Origin of the sequence: Anabaenopsis elenkinii CCIBt3563 (genome assembly GCF_015245355.1) — a bacterium.
Classification (GTDB): Bacteria; Cyanobacteriota; Cyanobacteriia; order Cyanobacteriales; family Nostocaceae; genus Anabaenopsis; species Anabaenopsis elenkinii.
Genome location: NZ_CP063311.1, coordinates 3,097,971 through 3,120,609 on the forward strand (window position 1 = coordinate 3,097,971; position 22,639 = coordinate 3,120,609).

General features: G+C 43.2%; 12 protein-coding genes. 5 read left to right on the forward strand and 7 right to left on the reverse strand.

Going from position 1 to position 22,639, the window contains the following annotated elements; genetic code table 11:
* Window positions 1-31: 31 nt before the first annotated feature.
* Window positions 32-2,611, forward strand: coding sequence for a DUF4912 domain-containing protein (locus IM676_RS13600; RefSeq protein WP_200987396.1), 2,580 nt, complete (start codon window positions 32-34; stop codon window positions 2,609-2,611).
* A gap of 96 nt (window positions 2,612-2,707) precedes the next feature.
* On the opposite strand, the gene IM676_RS13605 is transcribed toward IM676_RS13600, so the two are convergent.
* Window positions 2,708-3,892: a homospermidine biosynthesis protein gene (locus IM676_RS13605; protein WP_200987397.1), complete on the reverse strand. Its 1,185-nt coding sequence runs from the start codon at window positions 3,890-3,892 to the stop codon at window positions 2,708-2,710.
* 175 nt (window positions 3,893-4,067) lie between these two features.
* Here IM676_RS13605 and IM676_RS13610 point away from each other — a divergent pair, with 175 nt between their 5' ends.
* Together IM676_RS13610 and cobO are read left to right on the forward strand one after the other, a co-directional pair.
* Window positions 4,068-4,541 carry a lipocalin-like domain-containing protein gene (locus IM676_RS13610; RefSeq protein WP_200987398.1) on the forward strand — a complete coding sequence of 158 codons (474 nt, stop codon included), beginning with the start codon at window positions 4,068-4,070 and terminating at the stop codon, window positions 4,539-4,541.
* A 483-nt stretch (window positions 4,542-5,024) separates the two neighbouring features.
* A complete protein-coding gene (gene cobO / locus IM676_RS13615; protein WP_200987399.1) occupies window positions 5,025-5,711 on the forward strand; it encodes a cob(I)yrinic acid a,c-diamide adenosyltransferase in 687 nt (228 codons plus the stop codon).
* Between the two features lie 75 nt (window positions 5,712-5,786).
* Here the strand turns inward: cobO and IM676_RS13620 are convergent, their stop codons facing one another.
* Both IM676_RS13620 and IM676_RS13625 read right to left on the reverse strand, forming a co-directional pair.
* Window positions 5,787-6,770 (reverse strand): RNA polymerase sigma factor, RpoD/SigA family, encoded by a 984-nt coding sequence (locus IM676_RS13620; RefSeq protein WP_200987400.1) that lies wholly within the window; start codon window positions 6,768-6,770, stop codon window positions 5,787-5,789.
* A gap of 560 nt (window positions 6,771-7,330) precedes the next feature.
* Window positions 7,331-7,738 carry a universal stress protein gene (locus tag IM676_RS13625; protein WP_200987401.1) on the reverse strand — a complete coding sequence of 136 codons (408 nt, stop codon included), beginning with the start codon at window positions 7,736-7,738 and terminating at the stop codon, window positions 7,331-7,333.
* Window positions 7,739-8,148: 410 nt separating this feature from the next.
* Here IM676_RS13625 and IM676_RS13630 point away from each other — a divergent pair, with 410 nt between their 5' ends.
* Window positions 8,149-9,351 carry a phosphoglycerate kinase gene (locus IM676_RS13630; RefSeq protein WP_200987402.1) on the forward strand — a complete coding sequence of 401 codons (1,203 nt, stop codon included), beginning with the start codon at window positions 8,149-8,151 and terminating at the stop codon, window positions 9,349-9,351.
* A gap of 112 nt (window positions 9,352-9,463) precedes the next feature.
* Complete coding sequence (locus tag IM676_RS13635; protein ID WP_200987403.1) at window positions 9,464-10,384, forward strand: DUF928 domain-containing protein; 921 nt, start codon at window positions 9,464-9,466, stop codon at window positions 10,382-10,384.
* A gap of 176 nt (window positions 10,385-10,560) precedes the next feature.
* Here the strand turns inward: IM676_RS13635 and IM676_RS13640 are convergent, their stop codons facing one another.
* The 4 genes from IM676_RS13640 to IM676_RS13655 form a co-directional block, all read right to left on the reverse strand.
* Window positions 10,561-13,839 (reverse strand): two-partner secretion domain-containing protein, encoded by a 3,279-nt coding sequence (locus tag IM676_RS13640; RefSeq protein ID WP_225880363.1) that lies wholly within the window; start codon window positions 13,837-13,839, stop codon window positions 10,561-10,563.
* Window positions 13,840-13,938: 99 nt separating this feature from the next.
* A complete protein-coding gene (locus tag IM676_RS13645; protein WP_200987405.1) occupies window positions 13,939-16,599 on the reverse strand; it encodes a CHAT domain-containing protein in 2,661 nt (886 codons plus the stop codon).
* Between the two features lie 115 nt (window positions 16,600-16,714).
* Window positions 16,715-20,518 (reverse strand): two-partner secretion domain-containing protein, encoded by a 3,804-nt coding sequence (locus IM676_RS13650; protein WP_200987406.1) that lies wholly within the window; start codon window positions 20,516-20,518, stop codon window positions 16,715-16,717.
* Window positions 20,473-22,179: a ShlB/FhaC/HecB family hemolysin secretion/activation protein gene (locus IM676_RS13655; protein ID WP_200987407.1), complete on the reverse strand. Its 1,707-nt coding sequence runs from the start codon at window positions 22,177-22,179 to the stop codon at window positions 20,473-20,475. The genes IM676_RS13650 and IM676_RS13655 overlap by 46 nt, the downstream gene beginning before the upstream one ends.
* Window positions 22,180-22,639 lie beyond the last annotated feature (460 nt).

Genomic DNA, 22,639 nt, shown 5'->3' on the forward strand with positions numbered 1-22,639 from the left:
ATCCTCTAGCTTTGTTTAACCAGATTCATATATGTGGCAACAAGAAAAAAAAGATAGTAAGATATTTAGTCTAGCATTATTGCTGTCTTTAGTTACTAACCCTCTGACAGTACCTGTGTTCGTACCGATACCCGTGGTGGCACAATCTCCTACTGACTCTTTCCTAGCGCCGCAAACAGTGAAAGATCAGACTACAATCAAAATTGATGGTTCTATGAGTGTGGGAGCAATCAACCGCAGTTTAAAACAGAGTTTTGAGCAAGAGGTTTCTGGGACAAATGTAGAACTGGAAACTAATGGCGCTGATGTCGCCATCTCAGCTTTACTCAGTGGCAATATTGATATAGCAGCCATCCCTCGGGGTTTGACTCCAGAGGAAGAAGCCCAAGGTCTGGCACAATTACTGATTCACCGGGCAACAATTGCTATCATAGTTAGTCAAGATAATCCCTTTCAGGGGGGTTTGACTTCTGAACAATTCGCCAATATCTTCCGGGGTAATATTACCAACTGGTCAGAAGTTGGAGGTACGGATATTAATATTCGCTTCATTGACCGCCCAGTCAGCAGCGCCACCCGCAATACATTTCGCACCTACCCAGGTTTTCGGGGAAATGAATTTACTACAGGCGAGAATGCTACCCTAGTCCCAGAGGACGATACTAGGGAAATTATCCAGCAACTGGGCAATGATGGTATTAGCTATGCTATGGTTCATGATGTATCGCATCTGCCCGATGTACGGGTGATTCCTATCAATGAAACTTTACCAGATCAGCCTAACTATATCTATTCCCAGCCTTTGGTTTATGCTTACAAGCAAAATCCTGGACAGAGTGTAGTTAATTTTCTCCAGTTTACCCAGGCAGAATCAGGAAAGCAAGCCATAGAAACGGCCCTGGCTCGGGGAAAAGCACAAACAGCAGCAAGTTCCAACCCAGATACTCTGGTTGTATCTGATCGAGACCGGTCTCAAGAAGATATCCGTAGTTATTTTCAGATAGGTAAAATACCTTTATGGTGGCTTTTATTACCTACTCCTGTTGTAATTGCAATACTAATCTGGCTATTCAGGTCACGTTTAAGGACAGATTCTAAGAAGAAAGAGCCTGGTTATACTGATAAACCTAATCAGAAACAAGAGGAATCAACTGTGAGTAATGAGACCTCTGTAACTGCAACAAATACTATCAGGTCTGTTGTGGGTGAAACCGTTAATCACCAAGAACCGGTGAGAAATGGAAATTTAAATAATTATCCAGAAATGGAGTCCTTTGACGAATTTCCATCCCCCGGAGCTACAGATGCTCAAGTTTCAGAGGTGGTATTTAATGGGGAAAATTGCCAGAGCAAACACTCTCTTGAGCAAACAGCAGCACAACACCAACCAGAATTTGATTTAAGTGAAAGTTTGCTACTAAGTGAAATTCCCTCGGATAAAGTCACAAATTTACCAGGTATATCCATGGATATTAGTGAAGAGATATTGAATATGGTAGCTGATGCAGCTGAACCCATGAATCATAGGAGGGTCTGTGATCAGCTAGAGGAGACAGATATTTTTGCAGACAGTGAAACCTTTGTAGAAATCGGGATTGACCATGAGGGTGAGGGGGAAGAAAATCCATTGTTGAATCATACCTTAGGGGATAGCTTGGCACTCGATGGGGATCGGAGTATAGTCCTCAAACCCCGCAATGCACAATGGGCTTATGCGACTTGGTATATTGATCAAACTTGTCAAGAAGCATTGTCAAATCAAGGTGTCTCTCAATTATATTTGCGATTATATGATGTCACAGATTTAGACTTGAGTTATCAAACTCCCCAACTGCTAGAGGAATATGAATTAGAGTGGGAAATAACAGAGAAATATCTGCCGATTCCCCAAAGCGATCGCAATTATATGGCCGCCATAGGTTACAATATAGGTGGTGATTGGGTGACTATCACCAGTTCTCAAAGGATTCGCGTCTTTGGTATACCCTTGACTGATACCACAGATAAAAATATCCAAACAGCAACCACAAAATTTCTGGGTTTACCGCAAATAACTAATCAGAGCAGTCTGATCCTCCAACCCCGTACACCCAAGTGGGCTCATGCGACTTGGTACATTTGCCCAACTGACAAGGCAATATTGGAAAATAACAGCATCTCTCAATTATATCTGCGCTTATATGACGTTACGGGTTTAGACTTGAGTTATCAAACTCCCGGTCTGGTACAGCAGTATGAATGCAACGACATTACACCTAGTCGTTATGTGGGAATTCCCTTTACTGATCATGACTATATTGCCGAAATAGGTTATATTACTGAAGGCCAGGCCTGGACAACAATCGTCCGTTCAGAAATAATTCGTGTATTTAGTCGTCCCCAAGCTGATTTTTGGTTGCTTACAGATAGTGAATTAATTATCCACGGGTCAACAGAACCTGGTGCAACGGTAAATATTGCTGGTAAACCCATAAAAGTCAAACCCGATGGTACATTTCACCTGCGCGTTCCTTTTGCCGAGGATTCTATGAATTATATCATCACAGCAACTGCTGCTAATGGGGAAAGTCAAACCATTGATAAGAAATTTTCTGTTGAAAATCATCAATAATGATCACTTTTGTGGGGTGGGTATCCCTGGTATCAGGTACTATCATCCCCGCTGAAGTACTGCGGAGGTGAGACCCACCCCTTAGGGGTGATGTAGTTAAATGCTTTCAGGATGATGAGGAATGACTCTACCACAGGGATAAGTTGCTATCTCCTGAGATACCATATCAGCTACTGCGGCCGGGACTTGGTCTGATGGTTGTGCTAAAGCTGCTAGGTAGTCTGTTTGTAATTTCTCCAGCATTGCTGGTCGTCTGTCATATAACCGCTTCAGGGGTCGAGGTTGACACTGGTTGAGAACATAAGCTGTGACTAAGGGTAAAGCTATGGTGCTATCTGTGTAACAAACAATTGTACTGGGTAACTCTTCCGGGTCGATTTTACCCCAACTCACAGCTTCCGAGGGAGTCGCACCTGACAAACCTCCGGTATCCGGTCGAGCGTCGGTAAACTGTACAAAGTAATCGTGTCCCCGTTCTTCTAGTCCTAAAACTTCGTGTATCTGCGGTTGTGTTTGTAGTAAAAAGTTCTTAGGACTACCACCACCGAGAATTACAGCGGCACTTTTCCCTGCTGATTCTCTCGCACAATAGGCGATCGCTGCTGTTTCGTTCACGTCAATAGAAGGGTTTATGACTAACTTTGAACCTTCCAAAGCTAAAGCCGCCACATTCATCCCAATGGAACTATCTCCTGGGGAAGAGGTATAAATAGGTACGCCACATTCATAAGCTGTGGCTAACAAACAAGAATGCTCTACTCCCAACTGCTTTTCTACTTCTCGGACATATTTACCCAATAGATAGTGAAACTCCGCCGTTCCCATGGGTTTTTGAAATACTTCAGCTTGGAGAATCTTGCGAATAAAAGCATCAGTTTCTAGCAAGACATCATAGCCAAAGATAATGTCATAGATCCTGATCGTACCATCTTGGCGCAGCTTGACATCATCCAAAAATGGATTACCGGCAAACAGTTCAAAACCTAAGCCATAGTGCATATCATGGTAAAGATTCGCACCTGTACTAATCATCCAGTCAATAAAACCGTTGCGAATTAGGGGTGATAGTGCTGAAACTCCAAATCCAGCTGGTGTCATCGCACCGGAAAGGCTCACTCCCACAGTCACCCCATCTTTTAAGATATCGTGACTCATGAGTTGACAGATTTCTCGCAAACGTGCTGAGTTATAGGCTGTGAAGTAATTATTAATCAAATCTACCACGCCGATATCAGTGGACATGGGTATGGGGGAGATTTTTTGACCCATTTTTTTTGACATTTTCGCACTCCTGAATATTAAACACGCTGAATCTAATGTTATCTAGATTTCAGGCAATTATGATATTATCCCCAGGGAAGAATTTCGACAAAAATTATACTGATATAACAATAGCAATTTACCTGCTGGGTTGTCTGGGAAAGCTGTATCAAATTACCAGTATAAAATAAATAAGATGAGTAAAAACAAATTTGTCGGGACTTGGAAATTAGTATCTTGGGAAAGTACATCTGGCGATGGTCAGACTTGTTACCCATTTGGGAAACATCCCATTGGTTATATTACATACACAGAATCTGGTTATATGTCTGCAACAATTATGAAAGCCCATCGCCTGAATATTGAAGTTTCCTCAGCCGAGTTGATGAATGCTAGGAAAGTATTCTTAAGACCTTGGCTTTTAGTCACTGCTTTTAAGTACATTAAAGCAATTATTAGATATCTTCAAGCATCTGCTAATTATGTTTCTTACAGTGGTAAATATGAAATACAGGCAGAAACAGTAATTCATTATGTGGAAATTAGCCTTATACCTGATTGGATTGGAACCGAGCAGTTACGCCAATTCCAATTTATTGGCGATCGCCTAGTATTAGTCACGCCGCCCATAGGCGGAAATCCTCAAACTCTGACATGGGAGCGCGCCTGATATCAACTTGTGGGGGAAAATGATCCCTAGGGAATCTGAAATGAAGTTTTGACAGAACATTTATCAGGTCAGATTCTCTTAGAGGATGTTTGATAAGTCATGATTAGTGTATCAACTATTGTTTCACCCCACCCTAACCCTCCCCTTGTAAGGGGAGGGGACTGGATTTTATTGTTTCGGAGTGTCCCCCATTCCCTGCTCCCTGTTCCCTAATATAAAAATTACCTGTTTAATACTTTCCAAACATCCTCTTAGAATTGAGTTCATTAAATACTACAAAAATGTAGATATCCAACATTTTTCATTATCTCTAAGTCATATGATGGGAAATTAATCTGGGATGTCAAAATAATTTCTCACAAGAGTTAAATGAAACAACAATGTATTTACCCTCCTGAATAAATCCAGTCTTTTCAAGAGTAACTCTTGAGTCCTGTGGTCTTGCTGTACGTGAGAAAAATTCATACTTGATAACTAAGGTTGATGAAAAGCGATACACCAGAAGAGTTAAACTCAGATAGAGAAATTGAACGCTTAATAGACGAAATCATGTCCTCAACCCTAAATAATCTAACTGATGAACAGTACCGCCAAAAGATGCAGCGGCGCAAAGAGGTACAGGATCGCCGGATAGCAGCAGCTATACCAGAAAAAGGTTTAATTATAGTTAATACTGGTAATGGTAAGGGGAAAACTACGGCCGCTTTGGGTATGGTTTTGCGATCGCTCGGCCATGGCTATAAAGTAGCGATCGTCCAATTCATCAAAGGCGCTTGGGAACCATCAGAAAAAAAGGTTTTTAGCTTTTGGGAAGACCAGATAGAATTTCATGCTATGGGGGAAGGCTTTACCTGGGAAACTCAAGACCGCGATCGCGACCTTGACAAAGCCAGCGCCGCTTGGGAAAAATCATTAGAATATATCCGCAATCCAGAATTTCAGCTAGTGTTGCTGGATGAAATCAATATCGCCCTCAAAATGGGCTATTTAGAAGTCGATCAAGTTTTAGCAGGTTTAGCCGAAAAACCACCCAACAAGCACGTAATTCTCACAGGTCGAGGCGCACCCCCTGCTTTAATCGAGCGAGCAGATTTAGTCACGGAAATGACTCTGATTAAACATCCTTTCCGGGATCAAGGAGTGAAGGCGCAAGCAGGGATTGAGTTTTAAATACAACGATCCCAAAAACAACATAAAAAATCGCCCCCTGACTTCAGGAGGCGCGTCACCGCAAGCTATCTGCTTTTAACTAGCAACGTACTCTTTCACATTGGCGCGACGACGGCGCAAATGAGCAAGAGCTTGATGTTCTAGTTGACGGACGCGCTCACGGCTGAGATTTAAGCGTTCTCCCACTTTAGCTAAAGACATTTCATTACCATCTTCTAAACCAAAGCGCAGAGCTAAAACCTGTCTTTGTTGGTGTGTGAGTTCCTCCAACAACTTATTTAGGTCTTCACGCAAAAACTCTTGGGTAGTGTAATACTCAGGAGATGGACTTTCATCTTCGAGCATTTCTTGCAATTCTGTATCCTGGTTATCGCCAACTTTCACATCTAAGGACACTGGTTGACGAGCCATATTTAAGTACTCCCGAATTTGCACCGGTTCTAGTTCCAACTCCTGCGCAATTTCCGCCGGAGTGGGCGATCGCCCAAACCTTTGGGCCAGTTCTCGCTGTACTTTTTTGATTTTGTTGAGTTTCTCGGTGATATGAATCGGTAACCTAATGGTGCGACCTTGCTGGGCGATCGCCCGGGTAATCGCTTGGCGAATCCACCAGTAAGCATAGGTGGAGAACTTATAACCCCTGGTGGGATCAAACTTTTCTACACCCCTTTCTAATCCTAGAGTTCCTTCCTGGATCAAATCCAAAAACTCCATGTTGCGCTTTTGGTATTTCTTGGCGATCGCCACCACCAAGCGCAGGTTGGCTTCAATCATCTTTTGCTTGGCCCGTTTACCTTGGGTTACAGAGTGTTTGATCTGTGTTTCGGTTTGGTTAACATGGGCAGCCCACTCTGCTAAACTAGGTTCATGACCTAGTTCTTGTGCTAAAGCCTCTTTAGCCTCCACAAGGGTCATCATCTGTTGTACCTGCTTGCCAAAAATAATCTCTTCTTCTCGAGTTAGCAGTGGTACCCGACCAATTTCCCGCAGATAGGTTCTGACCATATCAGCCGTGAATTTGGTATTGATGTTTTCTGTTTTGGTGTTAACAATAGCCATTGGTGCGTTGTCCTCTACTCCGTAAATACAACGGATCTTGAATAACTAAATCTGGTGTGAAAAGGTAGTAAACATATCACGGAACATAGGGCGCTACCAAAAGAAGTCAATTCATACACCGCCTATGGAAGATTAAGAATGTCCCTACCTCATTTAGGTTCCTTTACCTTCCCTGAATTTTGAAATCTCCTAGAAGCACACTTAATTACTGGCGTAAATTCTTTTTATCCTCGGCCGCGATGTGCAATTGTTAAATCTGAAGTCGATATGAGTTCTACTTCTTCTATATTAAGACAAATCAACAGGATAGTAAAGTAGCTCAGGCAAATCTTATAATTATAATTGAAAAGTATTTCCTTGGCAAAAAAATAATTTCCTAAACTTTACTAACTACATCTATAGTGACGCGAAAACTCCCTCATCAGTTGCTGACCAGTAGCCGGATAACCGAACTATGTTACTTGTGAAGATGGAGGGATGTTACGAAACCCAAGAAATTGAGGCTAGAAAAGTGCCGTTAGGGATCGAGTCTAGACGCGAGCGCTCCTATCTGAGCAAGATTAAGGCACAACCAACACCGGACAAGGAGAAAGGTTAATCACACGGGTAGTCACACTATCACTTGCTCCCTCCTCAGTCAAACCTAATCCTCTACAACCCATGATAATTAAATCTGCCCCGATGTCATCAGCCACATCACAGATAGTAAAGGCCGGTTTCCCTTGTCTTTCCAGAATCTCACATTCAATTCCTTGCTGAGAAAATAAAGATTGGGCACTTGACAGCAATTGAGAGACAATCTCTGAGGACTGCATAGCATCCGGTTCGGCTACATCTGTGGCTGTTTCTTCCACCACAGACAGCAGCACCAAGCGACTACCGTACTTCTGCACAAGGTTGGTAACTACGTCAGCAGCTTCTCGCGCTTCCCGGCTTTGATCAATTGGAAATAGTACTGTTTTAAACATCACTGTCACTTAGCACCCCTGACTCGGTTGACACTCACTGAAATATAATTTCGGGGATTCTCGCTTCACCGGTAGAGCCAAAATGCCCCAAGGATTAGTCCATTTGACACTCCCCACGGCTAGAAGCCGGGGGATTCTTGCTTCACTCTGGAAAAGTCGGCTTCTCCGAGTCCACAAGCTGACACGGTGGAAGTCACCTACCACCCTCGCAGTTGTTAATCCCACGCTTTTTAAGTGTACCCTTTACCGCTATGATGATTTTAGCATTTCACGACCAAATCAATTCAGTCATTAGCTGAATATGCCCCGCATAAATAACGGGGGATTTACCCATCGCTGCTTGCTCGTAAAATCTCGATAGTTCCACTTTCAAAACCATAACAAAAGGCTAATCAGGAGAGTCTATCATAATGTCAAAAAAAACTTTAGCAAATTTGTCCGCCAGTGATATATCAGGTAAACGTGCCTTAGTACGGGTTGATTTTAACGTCCCTGTAGATGACCAAGGTAATATCACCGATGATACTCGCATTCGCGCTGCTCTGCCCACTATCCAAGATTTGATCCAGAAAGGATCTAAGGTAATTCTAGCTAGCCATTTTGGTCGTCCCAAGGGTGTGGATGACAAGCTACGTTTAACCCCAGTTGCTCAACGTCTCTCGGAATTGCTAGGTCAAGAAGTTGTCAAAACTGATGACTGTATCGGCGATGGCGTTGCTGCTCAAGTTGCAGCTTTACAAAATGGACAAGTTCTGTTGCTCGAAAATGTCCGCTTCTACAAGGAAGAAGAGAAAAACGACCCAGAATTTGCCAAAAAATTAGCAGCTAATGCCGACTTTTATGTGAATGATGCTTTTGGTACCGCACACCGCGCCCACGCTTCCACTGAAGGCGTAACTCACTATTTGAGTCCTTCTGTGGGGGGATATTTGATCGAGAAGGAACTACAGTACTTACAGAGTGCTATTGAAGATCCTCAACGTCCTTTGGCAGCAATTATTGGCGGTTCTAAGGTTTCTAGTAAAATAGGTGTGATTGAAACTCTCCTGGAAAAATGCGATAAGCTGATCATCGGTGGGGGGATGATTTTCACCTTCTATAAAGCCCGGGGTTTAAGTGTTGGTAAGTCTTTGGTAGAAGAAGATAAACTGGAACTGGCCAAGACTTTGGAAGCTAAAGCTAAAGAACGTGGCGTTACCTTCTTGTTACCTACAGATATCGTCTCAGCAGATAAGTTCGCCCCCGATGCGAATGCAACAACTGTCAGTATTGAAAATATTCCCGCTGATGGTATGGGTTTGGATATTGGGCCAGATTCCGTGAAAGTTTTCCAAGCAGCTTTGGCTGATTGCAAAACCGTGATTTGGAACGGCCCTATGGGTGTGTTTGAGTTTGATAAATTTGCAACTGGTACAGAAGCGATCGCTCATACTCTCGCAGAAATCGGTAAAACTGGTACAACCACAATCATCGGTGGTGGTGACTCAGTGGCCGCTGTGGAAAAGGTCGGTTTAGCTGATCAAATGAGCCACATCTCCACCGGTGGGGGGGCTAGCTTGGAACTGTTAGAAGGTAAAATCTTACCTGGTATTGCGGCTCTAGACGAAGCGTAAGTAGTTAATTAGCAGTCAGGAGTGAACAGCCATCAGGCTGTTCACTGTCACCAGCGTTCCCAATCTGGAGTTATGGTGAAAATATTTCTATTACCAGTTAAGTAGTTCTTGTATGAAATATCAACTTTGGCTACACTTTCTATTCACTGGCTGCTTCTGTTTACCCCTAGGTTTGATCCCTCCCACTCCAGTCTTAGCAACACATCAACCTGACCACGTAGTTAAGAGCATCTCAACCTATGACCAATATATGCAAGTTGGTTATGCAAAAATTGCCCAGAGAGAATATCGCCAAGCTTTAGTATATTTCCAGCAAGCATTAGCAGCACGTCCCGGCGATCGCCAAGCCGCAGAAGCCATCAGGAATCTTGAAGCTTATACCCAACCGGGTAGCAATGTAATTATATTCCCGGAAGGCAGGCCTAGTAGAACTGTCGGCGGAGGCTCACGTGTACCTGAAGGGACTACAAATAAGGAGGAAAAATGTTTCCCGGATGAACAGTTTCCTGTTTCCCTCATCCCCGCTAACGAACAAGATGGAAAGCAACGAACCACATCCGAGCATCCCCAATTCTGGTTCTACATTCCTGAAACTACCACAGCAATCCCAAGACTGGAATTTCTGCTCAGGGATGATCAAATACCCCAAAACTTGTATAGAAAGACCTTTGAGGGTGGTGCCAAAGCAGGTATTGTGAGTATCAAAATACCTACTAGTGAAGCACCATTAACAGCAGACCGTGCATATACTTGGAAACTTTCCATCATTTGTGATTCCTCTAGTCCTATAGATTTGTACTTAAAAGGTAAGATTGAGGTAGTCAAAGATCCTAATCTTTACTCTCAGATGCAACAGACGACGGAACCCTTAGATCAGGCAATGCTTTATGCCACCGCTGGACTGTGGGAAAATTTTGTCAGCATTTTAGCCGATTTACGCCGTCAACGCCCCCATGATTCCCAGATTAATCAGTATTGGGTGGAATTGTTGGCATCAGTGGGGCTGGCAAAAGCACCTTCAGAGTCGCCATAATCAGGAAATCCGGGGAGTATCAATCCTCAATTGATTCTCCTCCCCAATATAGGACATTTACTTACAATATGTGCTTCCTTGGGAGTAACATGCTGCATCAAAACCTCATTAAATCAACTACTTTTAGTATACCGTGATTTAGTAAGATTTACTTGCTTTAAGCAAATAATTTACAATTAGTTACACGTCGTTGCAACAGGAACTCGCTGAGGGTTATTTCCCCTGGGAGCAGCCACTAAAACCACATCTCCTTGAGCATTAACTACCCATCCCTGGGCGGGGATAACTCTTCGAGTCATGATAGATACAGGAGTTACCACAGCCGATGATTCCTCAGTCGTGGGAGCAATTAAACTCACCCCTACCTCATGACTACTATGTATTTGTTCTGGGGAACCAGGTAAACCCCCCTTACCTCGGACTGTAAATTCACTTTTTCCCCATTGTCTACAAGCATTTTGGGCAATTAAAGCATTGGGGTCAAGGACATCCTCCGGAAATTCAATTAATCCCTGAATCGGGTCAACCTCCGGGGTATTAGTTTCTATGACACCATCAATACCCAGTTGGGAACTAGCAGTAATTTTACTATCTCTATCCTGAAAGATTCTCTGGGCGGTGATGTTAATATTTCCCCCTCTTCCTGCAAAGGCATCGGCAGTAATATTACTATCTCTACTCAGGAGAAAACTTGTATTGACTGTTATGTTACCACCATTGCCACTACCCCCAGCGGTGGCAGAAATATTGCTCCTGTCCCGTTGACGGATGGTGTCTGTGATGTTGAGGGTAATATTACCACCTTCTCCACTGGCAGTGTTGGCGGTAATTGTCGAGCCTTGAGAGAGATTGAGGTTTTCCCCTGTGAGGAAAATATTACCACCATCCCCGGCTCCCGCACTATTAACAGCAATGGTGGAACCGCTATTTAATTCTATGAGTATGGGGTCAATGATGATGTTTCCCCCTCGACCTGTGGAGTCTGGGGTGGTGCTGGAGGAAATGCTGCTATTATTTAACCGCAGGTTGTCTGTGATGTAGAGTTGAATATTGCCAGCATTGCCTTGTTGGCTGGTGGAGGCGGTGATTTCTACGCCCTGGGCGAGGTTTAAGTTAGGGGTCTTGATGTCTATCTGACCTGCATTACCACTACCTGATGTTTCCACAGAGATTTTACCATTACCCTGAATGTTCATCTGTTGGGGGGCGGTGAGGCTGATATTTCCCCCGGCTCCCCTGGCGGTGGTGGAGGCAGAAATAAAACCTTTGTCGGTAAAGTTGATATTCAGGTTGGGGTGGTTGTTGTAGGGTTGTAAGGTGAGGTTACCGGCGGGGGCTTGTCCTTGGGTTTGGGCAAATATACCGAGTTTGCCGGAGATGGTTAAGTTAGAACTGTTAAGGGTGATACTTCCGCCGCCTTGGGTATTAGTGGCGGTGGCGGTGGCGGTGGCACTTAGTTGAGCATCTTTACCTATGTTCAGGGTGTCTGTATTAATGTTGATGTTACCCGGTCGCCCGGCGCTGGAGGTTTCCACGATGATTTTACTGTTGTCCCCAATGTCCACGATTTGAGGTGCGGTGATGGTGACATTACCGGCGTTACCTGCGCCTTGGGTAAAGGCTTCTACGCCGGCTCCGTCGGAAATTTGGAATCTGGGGGTGTTGATGGTAATGTTTCCGGCATTATTATCTGTGAGGGTGAAGGCTACAATGCCGCCCACATCTCTGTTTAATGCTGGGTTAAAATAAGTACCTGAAATCCCTACTTGCTCTGTAGCTCGAATGTTAATCGCTCCGGCATTGCCTTTACCAAAGGTACTAGCATTAATAATACCACCATTTTCCAGTGTCAAAGTAGAAGTATCAATGGTAATACCCACGCTATTTCCTTGTGCTGTTTGTGCTACTGCACTAGATACAGAACTAGTAAGTCCTCGACTAGATTCCCCCCGGATAGTCACGCCATCAGCGGCTCTAATCACAATCGACCCGGCATTACCCTGACCAAAGGTACTAGCATTAATAGTACCACCATTTTCCAGAGTCAAAGTAGAAGTATCAATGGTAATATCCCCGCTATTTCCTTGTGCTGTTGGTGCTACTGCACTAGCTATATAACTATTACTAAATCCTTGACTAGATTCCCCCCTGAGAGTCACCCCCTCAGTGGCTGTAATGTTTATCGCCCCAGCATTACCTTTACCAGATGTACTAGTATTAATATTAGCTCCGTTTTCCAGGGTTAAGGTAGAAGTATCAATAGTGATACCGCCACTATTTCCTTCTCCTGTAGGTAGTACAGTACTAGTTATATAACTGCTAAATCCGTGACTATTTTCCCCTGTCAGAGTCACCCCATCGGTGGCTGTAATGGTTATCGCTCCGGCATTACCTTTACCAAATATACCGGCAAAAAATAAACCAAAATCTTTCAAAGTTAAACTAGAAGTATTGATGTGGATATTCCCCCCATTTCCTTGGCCGAATACGCCATTCAATATGAAGGAGTTATCCAGGGTGATTTTATCAGCATTATTAATCTGAATATCTCCCCCTTGAGCATCTGGTGAACCCATCCCCGGTGCTATCCCAACAAGCAGCTGACTATTTCCAGTTATCTCTAAATTTTGGGAATTTATTGTTATGCTCCCACCACCCCCAGCAGCAACATTTACCGCCGCACCATTACTGAGGCTGACATTTCCTTTGGTGATATTTGTGGCGGCGCTATCTAAGGGACGGGGAAAGCTCAAACCCAAGTTGTCATCTATATCAACCCTTCCGGATTGGGTTAAACCACCCAACTGTACTGTACTTCCGGGTGACCTGATTTGAGTATTATTCAGGCTGACATTACCCCCTATCAAAGCTAAGGTTTTACCCTCTGGAACACTCAGACTAGAATTAGTCAGGGTAATATTTCCTGGATCATCCCGAAATCTTAACCCCCTGGGAATATTTACTGTTAATAACGGCTGTGCTGTGGTATCTGTGCTACTAAACTCATAATTATCAAAGATGGTACTATCGGCACTAGCAGCTATAAAGGAACCTTTGACATCTAACCGAGCATTGTCACCAAAACTAATACCATGGGGATTAATTAAAAACAGGTTAGCATTCCCCAACACTCCCAAGGTTCCCAAAATACTAGAAGGATTAGTTCCCGTCACCCTGGTGAAAATATTGCCAATACTATCGGGGTTACTAAAATAAACCCCTCTGTCAGCGCCGACGTTAAAATCAGTGAAACTGTGAAATAAGTTACTCCCACGGATGGCTCCCCCTTCGATGATGTCACGGTTATTTACCGTATCATTCCTGACTGTGGAGTTTAAGCTATTGTCTGGTGTGAGTTGGGCGTTAACTACCTGCATATTTGCAGTAGTAATTAAGCCGATGAATATCTGAAGGAATAACTTACAACTGGGATGTTTGATGAATCCATCAATCATAACCTGGACTCTCCGCTTTTTTGCCATGTTCTATCGTCTCATGTCAAGTGGACGTATCCCAACCCAGAGGTTGGGTCTTGGTATTTCATCTGGGGAGTCTCACAACCACTTACCTAAGAGAACGTAAGCCGCCCAATAATAGGGACTGTTGTATTCTGGGTTATTTAAAAGAGCTAATTGGGCTTGGCGCAAAGCAGCGGCCTTACTCATATTTTTACCCATCAAAGCCTGATAAAATTCACTCATGAACAGAGCCGTTGATTGATCATTGACCTGCCAAAGGGTAGCTAATGTGCTGGGAGTCCCCGCTCGGACAGCAACGCCAGCCAGCCCTAGGGCGGCTCTCCTATCTCCCTTTACGGTTTCGCAAGCACTCAATACTAGTAATTCAATAGGCTGCTGATCTCTAGAACGCAGTAAACTATTTAACTGGTTGAGATTCAGGCGATCATCCCAAGTCAGGAGAAAAGTATCATCACGTTGGGAGCTAAACTGTCCGTGGGTCGCTAGGTGAACAATAGTAAAAGGGGTTGAATTGAGGCTATTTTTCAAGCCTGCACTGGTAAAAGAGGGATTAAGTAACTTAGTGCTACTAGGAACTTGTGATTGAACTTGTTGTACTTCTTGGAGGACAAAGGGTAATGGAGAAAATTGTTGCTCCTGCTCTTCGGGGACTTCACTCAATCCGCCGATGAGAGCCCGAGGTTTTTTGTCCACAAAAGGTTGCAAGTCTGTAAGTTCTAAGCCAGGAGCACGAGCAATGTTGTACTGTTCGACTATATACTTTTCACCGTTGTGGAGTACAGACATAGGAATATTCTGCAAAGCACTATCCAAGACAAAAACCAAAGTTTTAGTCTGACTTTGGGCTAAATCTTTTTCAGCAGGAGCTAACAGCCATTGGTATAGGATCTGCGCATTACTCAAAATTACTCTTTCATAGACTCGAGGATCAATTCTAATATTGTTTGGGTTAGCTAAACTCAACTCCTGAGTCAGTTCTCCCAGAATTTCCTCAACTATATTTTTATCAATCTTTGTGGTGTAATGAAGTAGGTCTTTATTTTGTGGTAACTTAACAATAATTTCAAAACTGTTTTCTAAAAGAATAGGATAAATCAGAGCAGCAGTGGGGTCTTGTTTATCCGTTATGTCGTCAATAACCACTGGCTTCGCATCCAGACAAACCAATCGCAAGAAGTTTTCTAACTCAGCTAATTGCAGAGAATCTATGGTTTCACGGGCTAGCTCTAAGTTTTTTTGGGGTATGTCGGCGTTGTCTTGACGCTGCAACAATAAACTGACATATTGACGATAAACAGGTTCAGTATTTTCCCTAAAATTAAATTGATTTTCAGTATTAATAGCCACTAAGGCTGGGCGTAAGGAGCGCAGATTTGCCAGTGATTGGGCGTAAACAGTCAGGGCTGCTTCAGTTTTGCCTTGAGCTTTGAGCAGTCGCCCTTGTTGCCATTGCCATTGATAGGTTAACTCTGGTGCCTGAGCCTGCCAAGAGTCATATAATGCTTGTTGAGTGTAGTTATTAGCTGTATTCCAGTCCTGGCGACTCTCATATAATCTTCCCACAAGTCCCAGGATATAGGATTTTGTCCGTTGATCTTGAAGTTGGGCGGCATCTTGTGCAGCACTGTTTAAGCTGTCAATTGCCTCCTGGAAAGATACTTGATCAACGGATGATAAGTTGAGAGTTGTAGGACTGAGGCAAGTTAGCTGTTTTTGCTGTAAACAAAGAGAATTCCTGGTATAACTAATCTGAGCATAAATGGCTTCTCTACCCCGGGGGAGTTGAGTTAATAAAACTTTGATTGGAGATATTAAAGCTTGTGCTTTGGTCCATTTTTGCTCTCCTATTAATAATTCTAGCTGATTGAGTTGAGATTTCACTTGTAAAATAGCTGAATCTGGATATAACACAGAAGCTGCTTTTTCATCAGCTGCTTGATATTTCTCTAACGCTTTGCGTCGATAAATTGCCGCTTGTCGGTTATTTCTTAGTTCTGTAGCTCTATTGGCTAAGGCCAGTTCTATATTAGCTAAGTTCAGCAAAACTTTACTTTCATCTGCTGGTAAATTACTGGTTTGAGCAATTGCTAAACTAGCTTCTAGGATTTTTTGCCCTTGAGTCAAATTACCTTGAATGCGCATCACATTACCCAGACTTCTTAAAGCTTTGGCTTGGTAAATCTTCTGGGGATTTGCTAGTATCTCCTGTTGCAGTTTTGTTATTTCCACCTCAGAAATGTCACATTCTTCATCGCTTAAATCTAATGTTGCTAACAAGGTTTGACAAGCTCGCCCATAAAGTCCTAAATCTTCCATAGCTTGAGCTTGATTAATCAAATTAATTTGATGAAGTTGACCATCGACTGACTGGGGATAAAGTCTAGCAGCTTTTTGCCATGTATTTAAAGCCGCCTGAGATTGCCCGGTTTTTTGGAGGAGTTGCCCTTGAATATCCAGAGTTTGAGCTAAAATACGTTGTTGTTCTGTAGTCGTTTTGGTAGATTGTAAAATCTCCAAACTTTTGTTAATGGCTGTATTGGCTGCTTCCCATTCTCCTAATTGCTGATGGGTGAGAGAAAGGTTACTCCATACAGTGGCTGCATTCAGGGATTGATGGGGTAATGTTCTGATGGCTTGTTGCCAAACTGGTATAGCTTTGGTAAATTCCCCTGAGTTGTAAAGTTGCCTGCCTTGTTGTATCAGTTGTATTGTATCTGTATGAATCTGAGCAATCACAGGAGGGATAGCTAAAGTAAGACAGAAAAGTAGAATCAGCAGAAAAACAGAGGGCTGGAATCTGGGTTTTAATCTGAGCTTTTTTTTGTGAGTTGGTTTCATTGTCACCCTGAACTTAATTTGATGCACAAGTTACAGCAACAGGAACTCGCTGAGGGTTATTTCCCCTGGGATCAGCCACTAAAACCACATCTCCTTGAGCATTAACTACCCATCCCTGGGCGGGGATAACTCTTCGAGTCATGATAGATACAGGACTGACCACAGCCGATGATTCCTCAGTCGTGGGAGCAATTAAACTCACCCCTACCTCATGACTACTGTGGATTTGTTCTGGGGAACCAGGTAAACCCCCCTTACCTCGGACTGTAAATTCACTTTTTCCCCATTGTCTACAAGCATTTTGGGCAATTAAAGCATTGGGGTCAAGGACATCCTCCGGAAATTCAATTAATCCCTGAATCGGGTCAACCTCCGGGGTATTAGTTTCTATGACACCATCAATACCCAGTTGGGAACTAGCAGTAATTTTACTATCTCTATCCTGAAAGATTCTCTGGGCGGTGATGTTAATATTTCCCCCTCTTCCTGCAAAGGCATCGGCAGTAATATTACTATCTCTACTCAGGAGAAAACTGGTATTGACTGTTATGTTACCACCATTGCCACTACCCCCAGCGGTGGCAGAAATATTGCTCCTGTCCCGTTGACGGATGGTGTCTGTGATCTTGAGGGTAATATTACCACCTTCTCCACTGGCAGTGTTGGCGGTAATTGTCGAGCCTTGAGAGAGATTGAGGTTTTCCCCGGTGAGGAAAATATTACCACCATCCCCGGCTCCCGCACTATTAACAGCAATGGTGGAACCGCTATTTAATTCTATGAGTATGGGGTCAATGATGATGTTTCCCCCTCGACCTGTGGAGTCTGGGGTGGTGCTGGAGGAAATACTGCTATTATTTAACCGCAGGTTGTCTGTGATGTAGAGTTGAATATTCCCAGCATTCCCTTGTTGGCTGGTGGAGGCGGTGATTTCTACGCCCTGGGCGAGGTTTAAGTTAGGGGTCTTGATGGCTATCTGACCTGCATTACCACTACCTGATGTTTCCACAGAGATTTTACCATTACCCTGAATGTTCATCTGTTGGGGGGCGGTGAGGGTGATATTTCCCCCGGCTCCCCTGGCGGTGGTGGAGGCAGAAATAAAACCGTTGTCGGTAAAGTTGATATTCAGGTTGGGGTGGTTGTTGTAGGGTTGTAAGGTGAGGTTACCGGCGGGGGCTTGTCCTTGGGTTTGGGCAAATATACCGAGTTTGCCGGAGATGTTTAAGTTAGAACTGTTAAGGGTGATACTTCCGCCGCCTTGGGTATTAGTGGCGGTGGCGGTGGCGGTGGCACTTAGTTGAGCATCTTTACCTATGTTCAGGGTGTCTGTATTAATGTTGATGTTACCCGGTCGCCCGGCGCTGGAGGTTTCCACGATGATTTTACTGTTGTCCCCAATGTCCACGATTTGAGGTGCGGTGATGGTGACATTACCGGCGTTACCTGCGCCTTGGGTAAAGGCTTCTACGCCGGCTCCGTCGGAAATTTGGAATCTGGGGGTGTTGATGGTAATGTTGCCGGCATTATTATCTGTGAGGGTGAAGGCTACAATGCCGCCCACATCTGTGTTTAATGCTGGGTTAAAATAAGTACCTGAAATCCCTACTTGCTCTGTAGCTCGAATGTTAATCGCTCCGGCATTGCCTTTACCAAAGGTACTAGCATTAATAATACTACCATTTTCCAGTGTCAAAGTAGAAGTATCAATGGTAATATCCCCGCTACTTCCTGGTGCTGCTGCTCCTACTGCACTAGCTATATAACTACTAAATCCTTGACTATTTTCCCCCCTGAGACTCACTCCATCAGTGGCTGTAATGTTTATCGCCCCAGCATTACCTTTACCAGATGTACTAGTATTAATATTTGCGCCATCTTCCAGGGTTAAGTTAGAAGTATTAATAGTGATACCGCCACTATTTCCCTCTCCTGTAGGTAGTACAGTACTAGCTATATAACTGCTAAATCCTTGACGATTTTCCCCCCTGAGAGTCACCCTGTCAGTGGCTGTAATGTTTATCGCCCCAGCATTACCTTTACCAAAGGTACTGGCATTAATAAAACTATTTTTTTCTAAGGTTAAGGTAGAAGTATCAATGGTGATACCGCCACTATTTCCCTCTCCTGTTGGTGCTACTGCATTAGCTATATAACTGCTAAATCCTTGACGATTTTCCCCCGTGAGAGTCACTCCATCAGTAGCTTTAATGGTTATCGCTCCGGCATTACCCTGACCAAAGGTACTAGCATTAATAGTAACTCCGCCTTCCAGGGTTAAGGTAGAAGTATCAATGGTGATACCGCCACTATTTCCCTCTCCTGTTGGTGCTACTGCACTAGCTATATAACTACTAAATCCTTGACGATTTTCCCCCCTGAGAGTCACCGCGTCAGTGGCTGTAATGTTTATCGCTCCCGCATTACCTTGACCCGAAGTATAGGTATTAATATTAGATCCATTTTCCAGGGTTAAGGTAGAAGTATCAATGGTGATACCGCCACTATTTCCCTCTCCTGTTGGTAGTACAGTACTAGCTATATAACTGCTCAATCCTTGACTATTTTCCCCTGTCAGAGTCACCCCATCGGTGGCTGTAATTGCGATCGCTCCTGTATTACCTTGACCGGAGATACTCGCATTAATAAAACCAAAATCTTTCAAAGTTAAACTAGAAGTATTGATGTGGATACTCCCAGCATTTCCTTGGCCGAATACTTCATTAAATATGAAGGAGTTATCCAGGGTGATTTTATCAGTATTATTAATCTGAATATCTCCCCCTTGAGCATCTGGTGAAACCATCGCCGCAAATATGAAGGAGTTATCCAGGGTGATTTTATCAGCATTATTAATCTGAATATCTCCTCCTTGAGCATCTGGTGAACCCATCGCCGCTGCTATCCCAACACGCAGCTGACTATTTCCAGTTATCTCTAAATTTTGGGAATTTATTGTTATGCTCCCACCACCACCTGAAGCCACATCTATGACAGTGCTATTACCAAGGTTGACATTTCCCCTGGTGATATTTGTGGCGGCGCTATCTAAGGGACGGGGAAAGCTCAAACCCAAGTTGTCATCTATATCAACCCTTCCCGCTTGGGTTAAACCACCCAACTGTACTGTACTTCCGGGTGACCTGATTTGAGTATTATTCAGGCTGACATTACCCCCAATCAAAGCTAAGGTTTTACCCTCTGGAACACTCAGACTAGAATTAGTCAGGGTAATATTTCCTGGATGCTCCCGAAATCTTAACCCCCTGGGAATATTTACTGTTAATAACGGCTGTGCTGTGGTATCTGTGCTACTAAACTCATAATTATCAAAGATGATACTATGCGCACTAGCAGCTATAAAGGAACCTTTGACATCTAACCGAGCATTGTCACCAAAACTAATACCATGGGGATTAATTAAAAACAGGTTAGCATTCCCCAACACTCCCAAGGTTCCCAAAATACTAGAAGGATTAGTTCCTGTCACCCTGGTGAAAATATTGCCAATACTATCGGGGTGACTAAAATAAACCCCTCTGTCAGCGCCGACGTTAAAATCAGTGAAACTGTGAAATAAGTTACTCCCACGGATGGCTCCCCCTTCGATGATGTCACGGTTATTTACCGTATCATTCCTGACTGTGGAGTTTAGGGTATTGTCTGGTGTGAGTTGGGCGGTTACCATCTGCATATTTGCAGTAGTAATTAAGCCGATGACCATCTGAAGGAATAAGTAACAACTGGGATGTTTGATTAACCCCTGAATTTTCATAACCTTGACTCCACTGAGAAATATAAACCGCTTTCTTGCCATGTTCTATCCTGAGATTTGACATGGATTAGGGGAATTCCCCAGTCAATACGAGCCTTGAACTGACCAGCCTGCCACTGCAGACCTAAGCCAGAACCCATCAAAGTATTAGTATTTAATTGAACTGCTTGATCACTATTCCACCCCACCCCAAAATCTGCAAAGGGAATCACCGATAACAAGCGTTGATTCTGGGATAGTCCCCACACAGGTAACTGAACCTCTGCTGTTACGACAAAGCCATTATCTGTGAGTAGGGCATTTTCACGATAACCCCGCACACTAGAAATTCCCCCGATACTAAACTGTTCCAATGGCACAAGACTTTCTGTAGCTAATTGCCAGTCAGAACGCAGCACCAGTAACACATCACGTTTTTGGTTTAAAGCACGTACATATTGTCCTTGTCCACGCCATGAGAAAAAACGACTGTCAGGCAGATCATTATTAGTGGTAGCATCCAAGAGTCCTACCCCTAAATTAAATTGAGAGTAAAAGCCTAGTACTGAGTTTGAGGTACGTGTTAGCCAATTCTGGGAGAAAGCAATTTTAGAAATGCGAGTTTCACCATCATTATTCGCACCACGAGATATAGGAAAACCTTCTGCACTCAGTTGGGTTATGCTTTGTTGATGGGAAAAAGCTAGACCTAAACCAAATTCCTGATTAGCACTTTGAGATAATGGTTGACTGAAACCTATTTCGTAATACCTAGAGTCGCCAGTAATATCAAGTCGGTCAAAGGGCGGCTCGGTGATGTTTGTTTTGGTTAACCCACTGCTTAATTGCAGTCTACCATTGCGAGGATTTAAGGGAACCGTGTAGCTGACATCTATAGCATTGCTACCATCGGTATTAGCATAACCTACAGTTAAACCATCACCTAAGCCGGAGACATTACCTTGATTAAATTTAACTCCCCTTCGCCAACTACCGACACTGGGAGAACGACCATTATTGGTAAAGATATCGATATGAAAACTATCGGCTTCTGTCACTGTAACTTCTAATAAACTTAAATCCGGTCGCACTCCTGCTGTTAATTTTGCCGATATATTTTCAATTTGAGGATCGAGTTTTAAAAGTTGGAGAGCTTGTAGGACACGATTTTGATTTAGGGGAGTTTGTGCTGCTAAAGCCAACCGGGAACGAATGTACTCGGGTCTTAAGCGTTGGGTTCCCCTAACCTTAATATCCTCAATACCTCCTTCAATAATTGAAACTCTAACTACACCATTTTGAGCAGAAAGATTTTGAGGTTCAATTACCGCGCCAGAATTAACAAAACCACGATCAACATACAAGTTATTTAACCGAGATTCTAATGTTATTAAGTCAGCAAAGGTAATTTCTTTGTCCAGAAAATCTTTAACTTCTGCTGTTAACTGTTCCTGAGTAAAAGCCGTATTACCTAAAAACTCAAATCCTTTAACTTTAAATTTCCCAGGAATAGCTTCTAGAGGTGCAGTAGTAGTTGGGGGAACAGTTTCCAGTCTAGGTTCCTGTGTGAGCATCTGCTCATAGCCCTGGGCATATCCTGCATTAGTTATGACCAGCAAAAATATACTACAACCAATCTTCACCATCCAACCTGTGTGGATTTGGCAAAATACACCTTTCCAGTTTTCAACATCTTTCAATGTCTGGTTTAAGAGTGTAGCCATGTATTTACCCTGATAATACGATTGTGCATGGTCTTTGTCTAGGTAAAAACTTTATGGGTTAATAAGTAATATTATTATATGATGTAATTTGGTTAACTGAACATATGAATCAGTTACCAACCACAGAACCCAACTATGTGTTTTAAGAAAATTACTCAAGGAGCTAAAACAATATAAGCTCAATATCCCTTATAGGTCTAAGAGGTTGTTTGATAATTTGTCAACAGGTAATTTTTATCTTAGGGAATGGGGAACACCGGAACACCGGAACACCGAAGGATTGGGGAATAGGGAATAGGAACGATTGGAGAACACACAAAAAACAATAAAATCCAGTCTCCTCCCCTTACAAGGGGAGGGTTAGGGTGGGGTTAAACAATATTTGATACATTAATCATAACTTTTAAAACATCGTCTTAAATAATACTCAATCTTATTGAAATTTAATTTTGTTTGGATA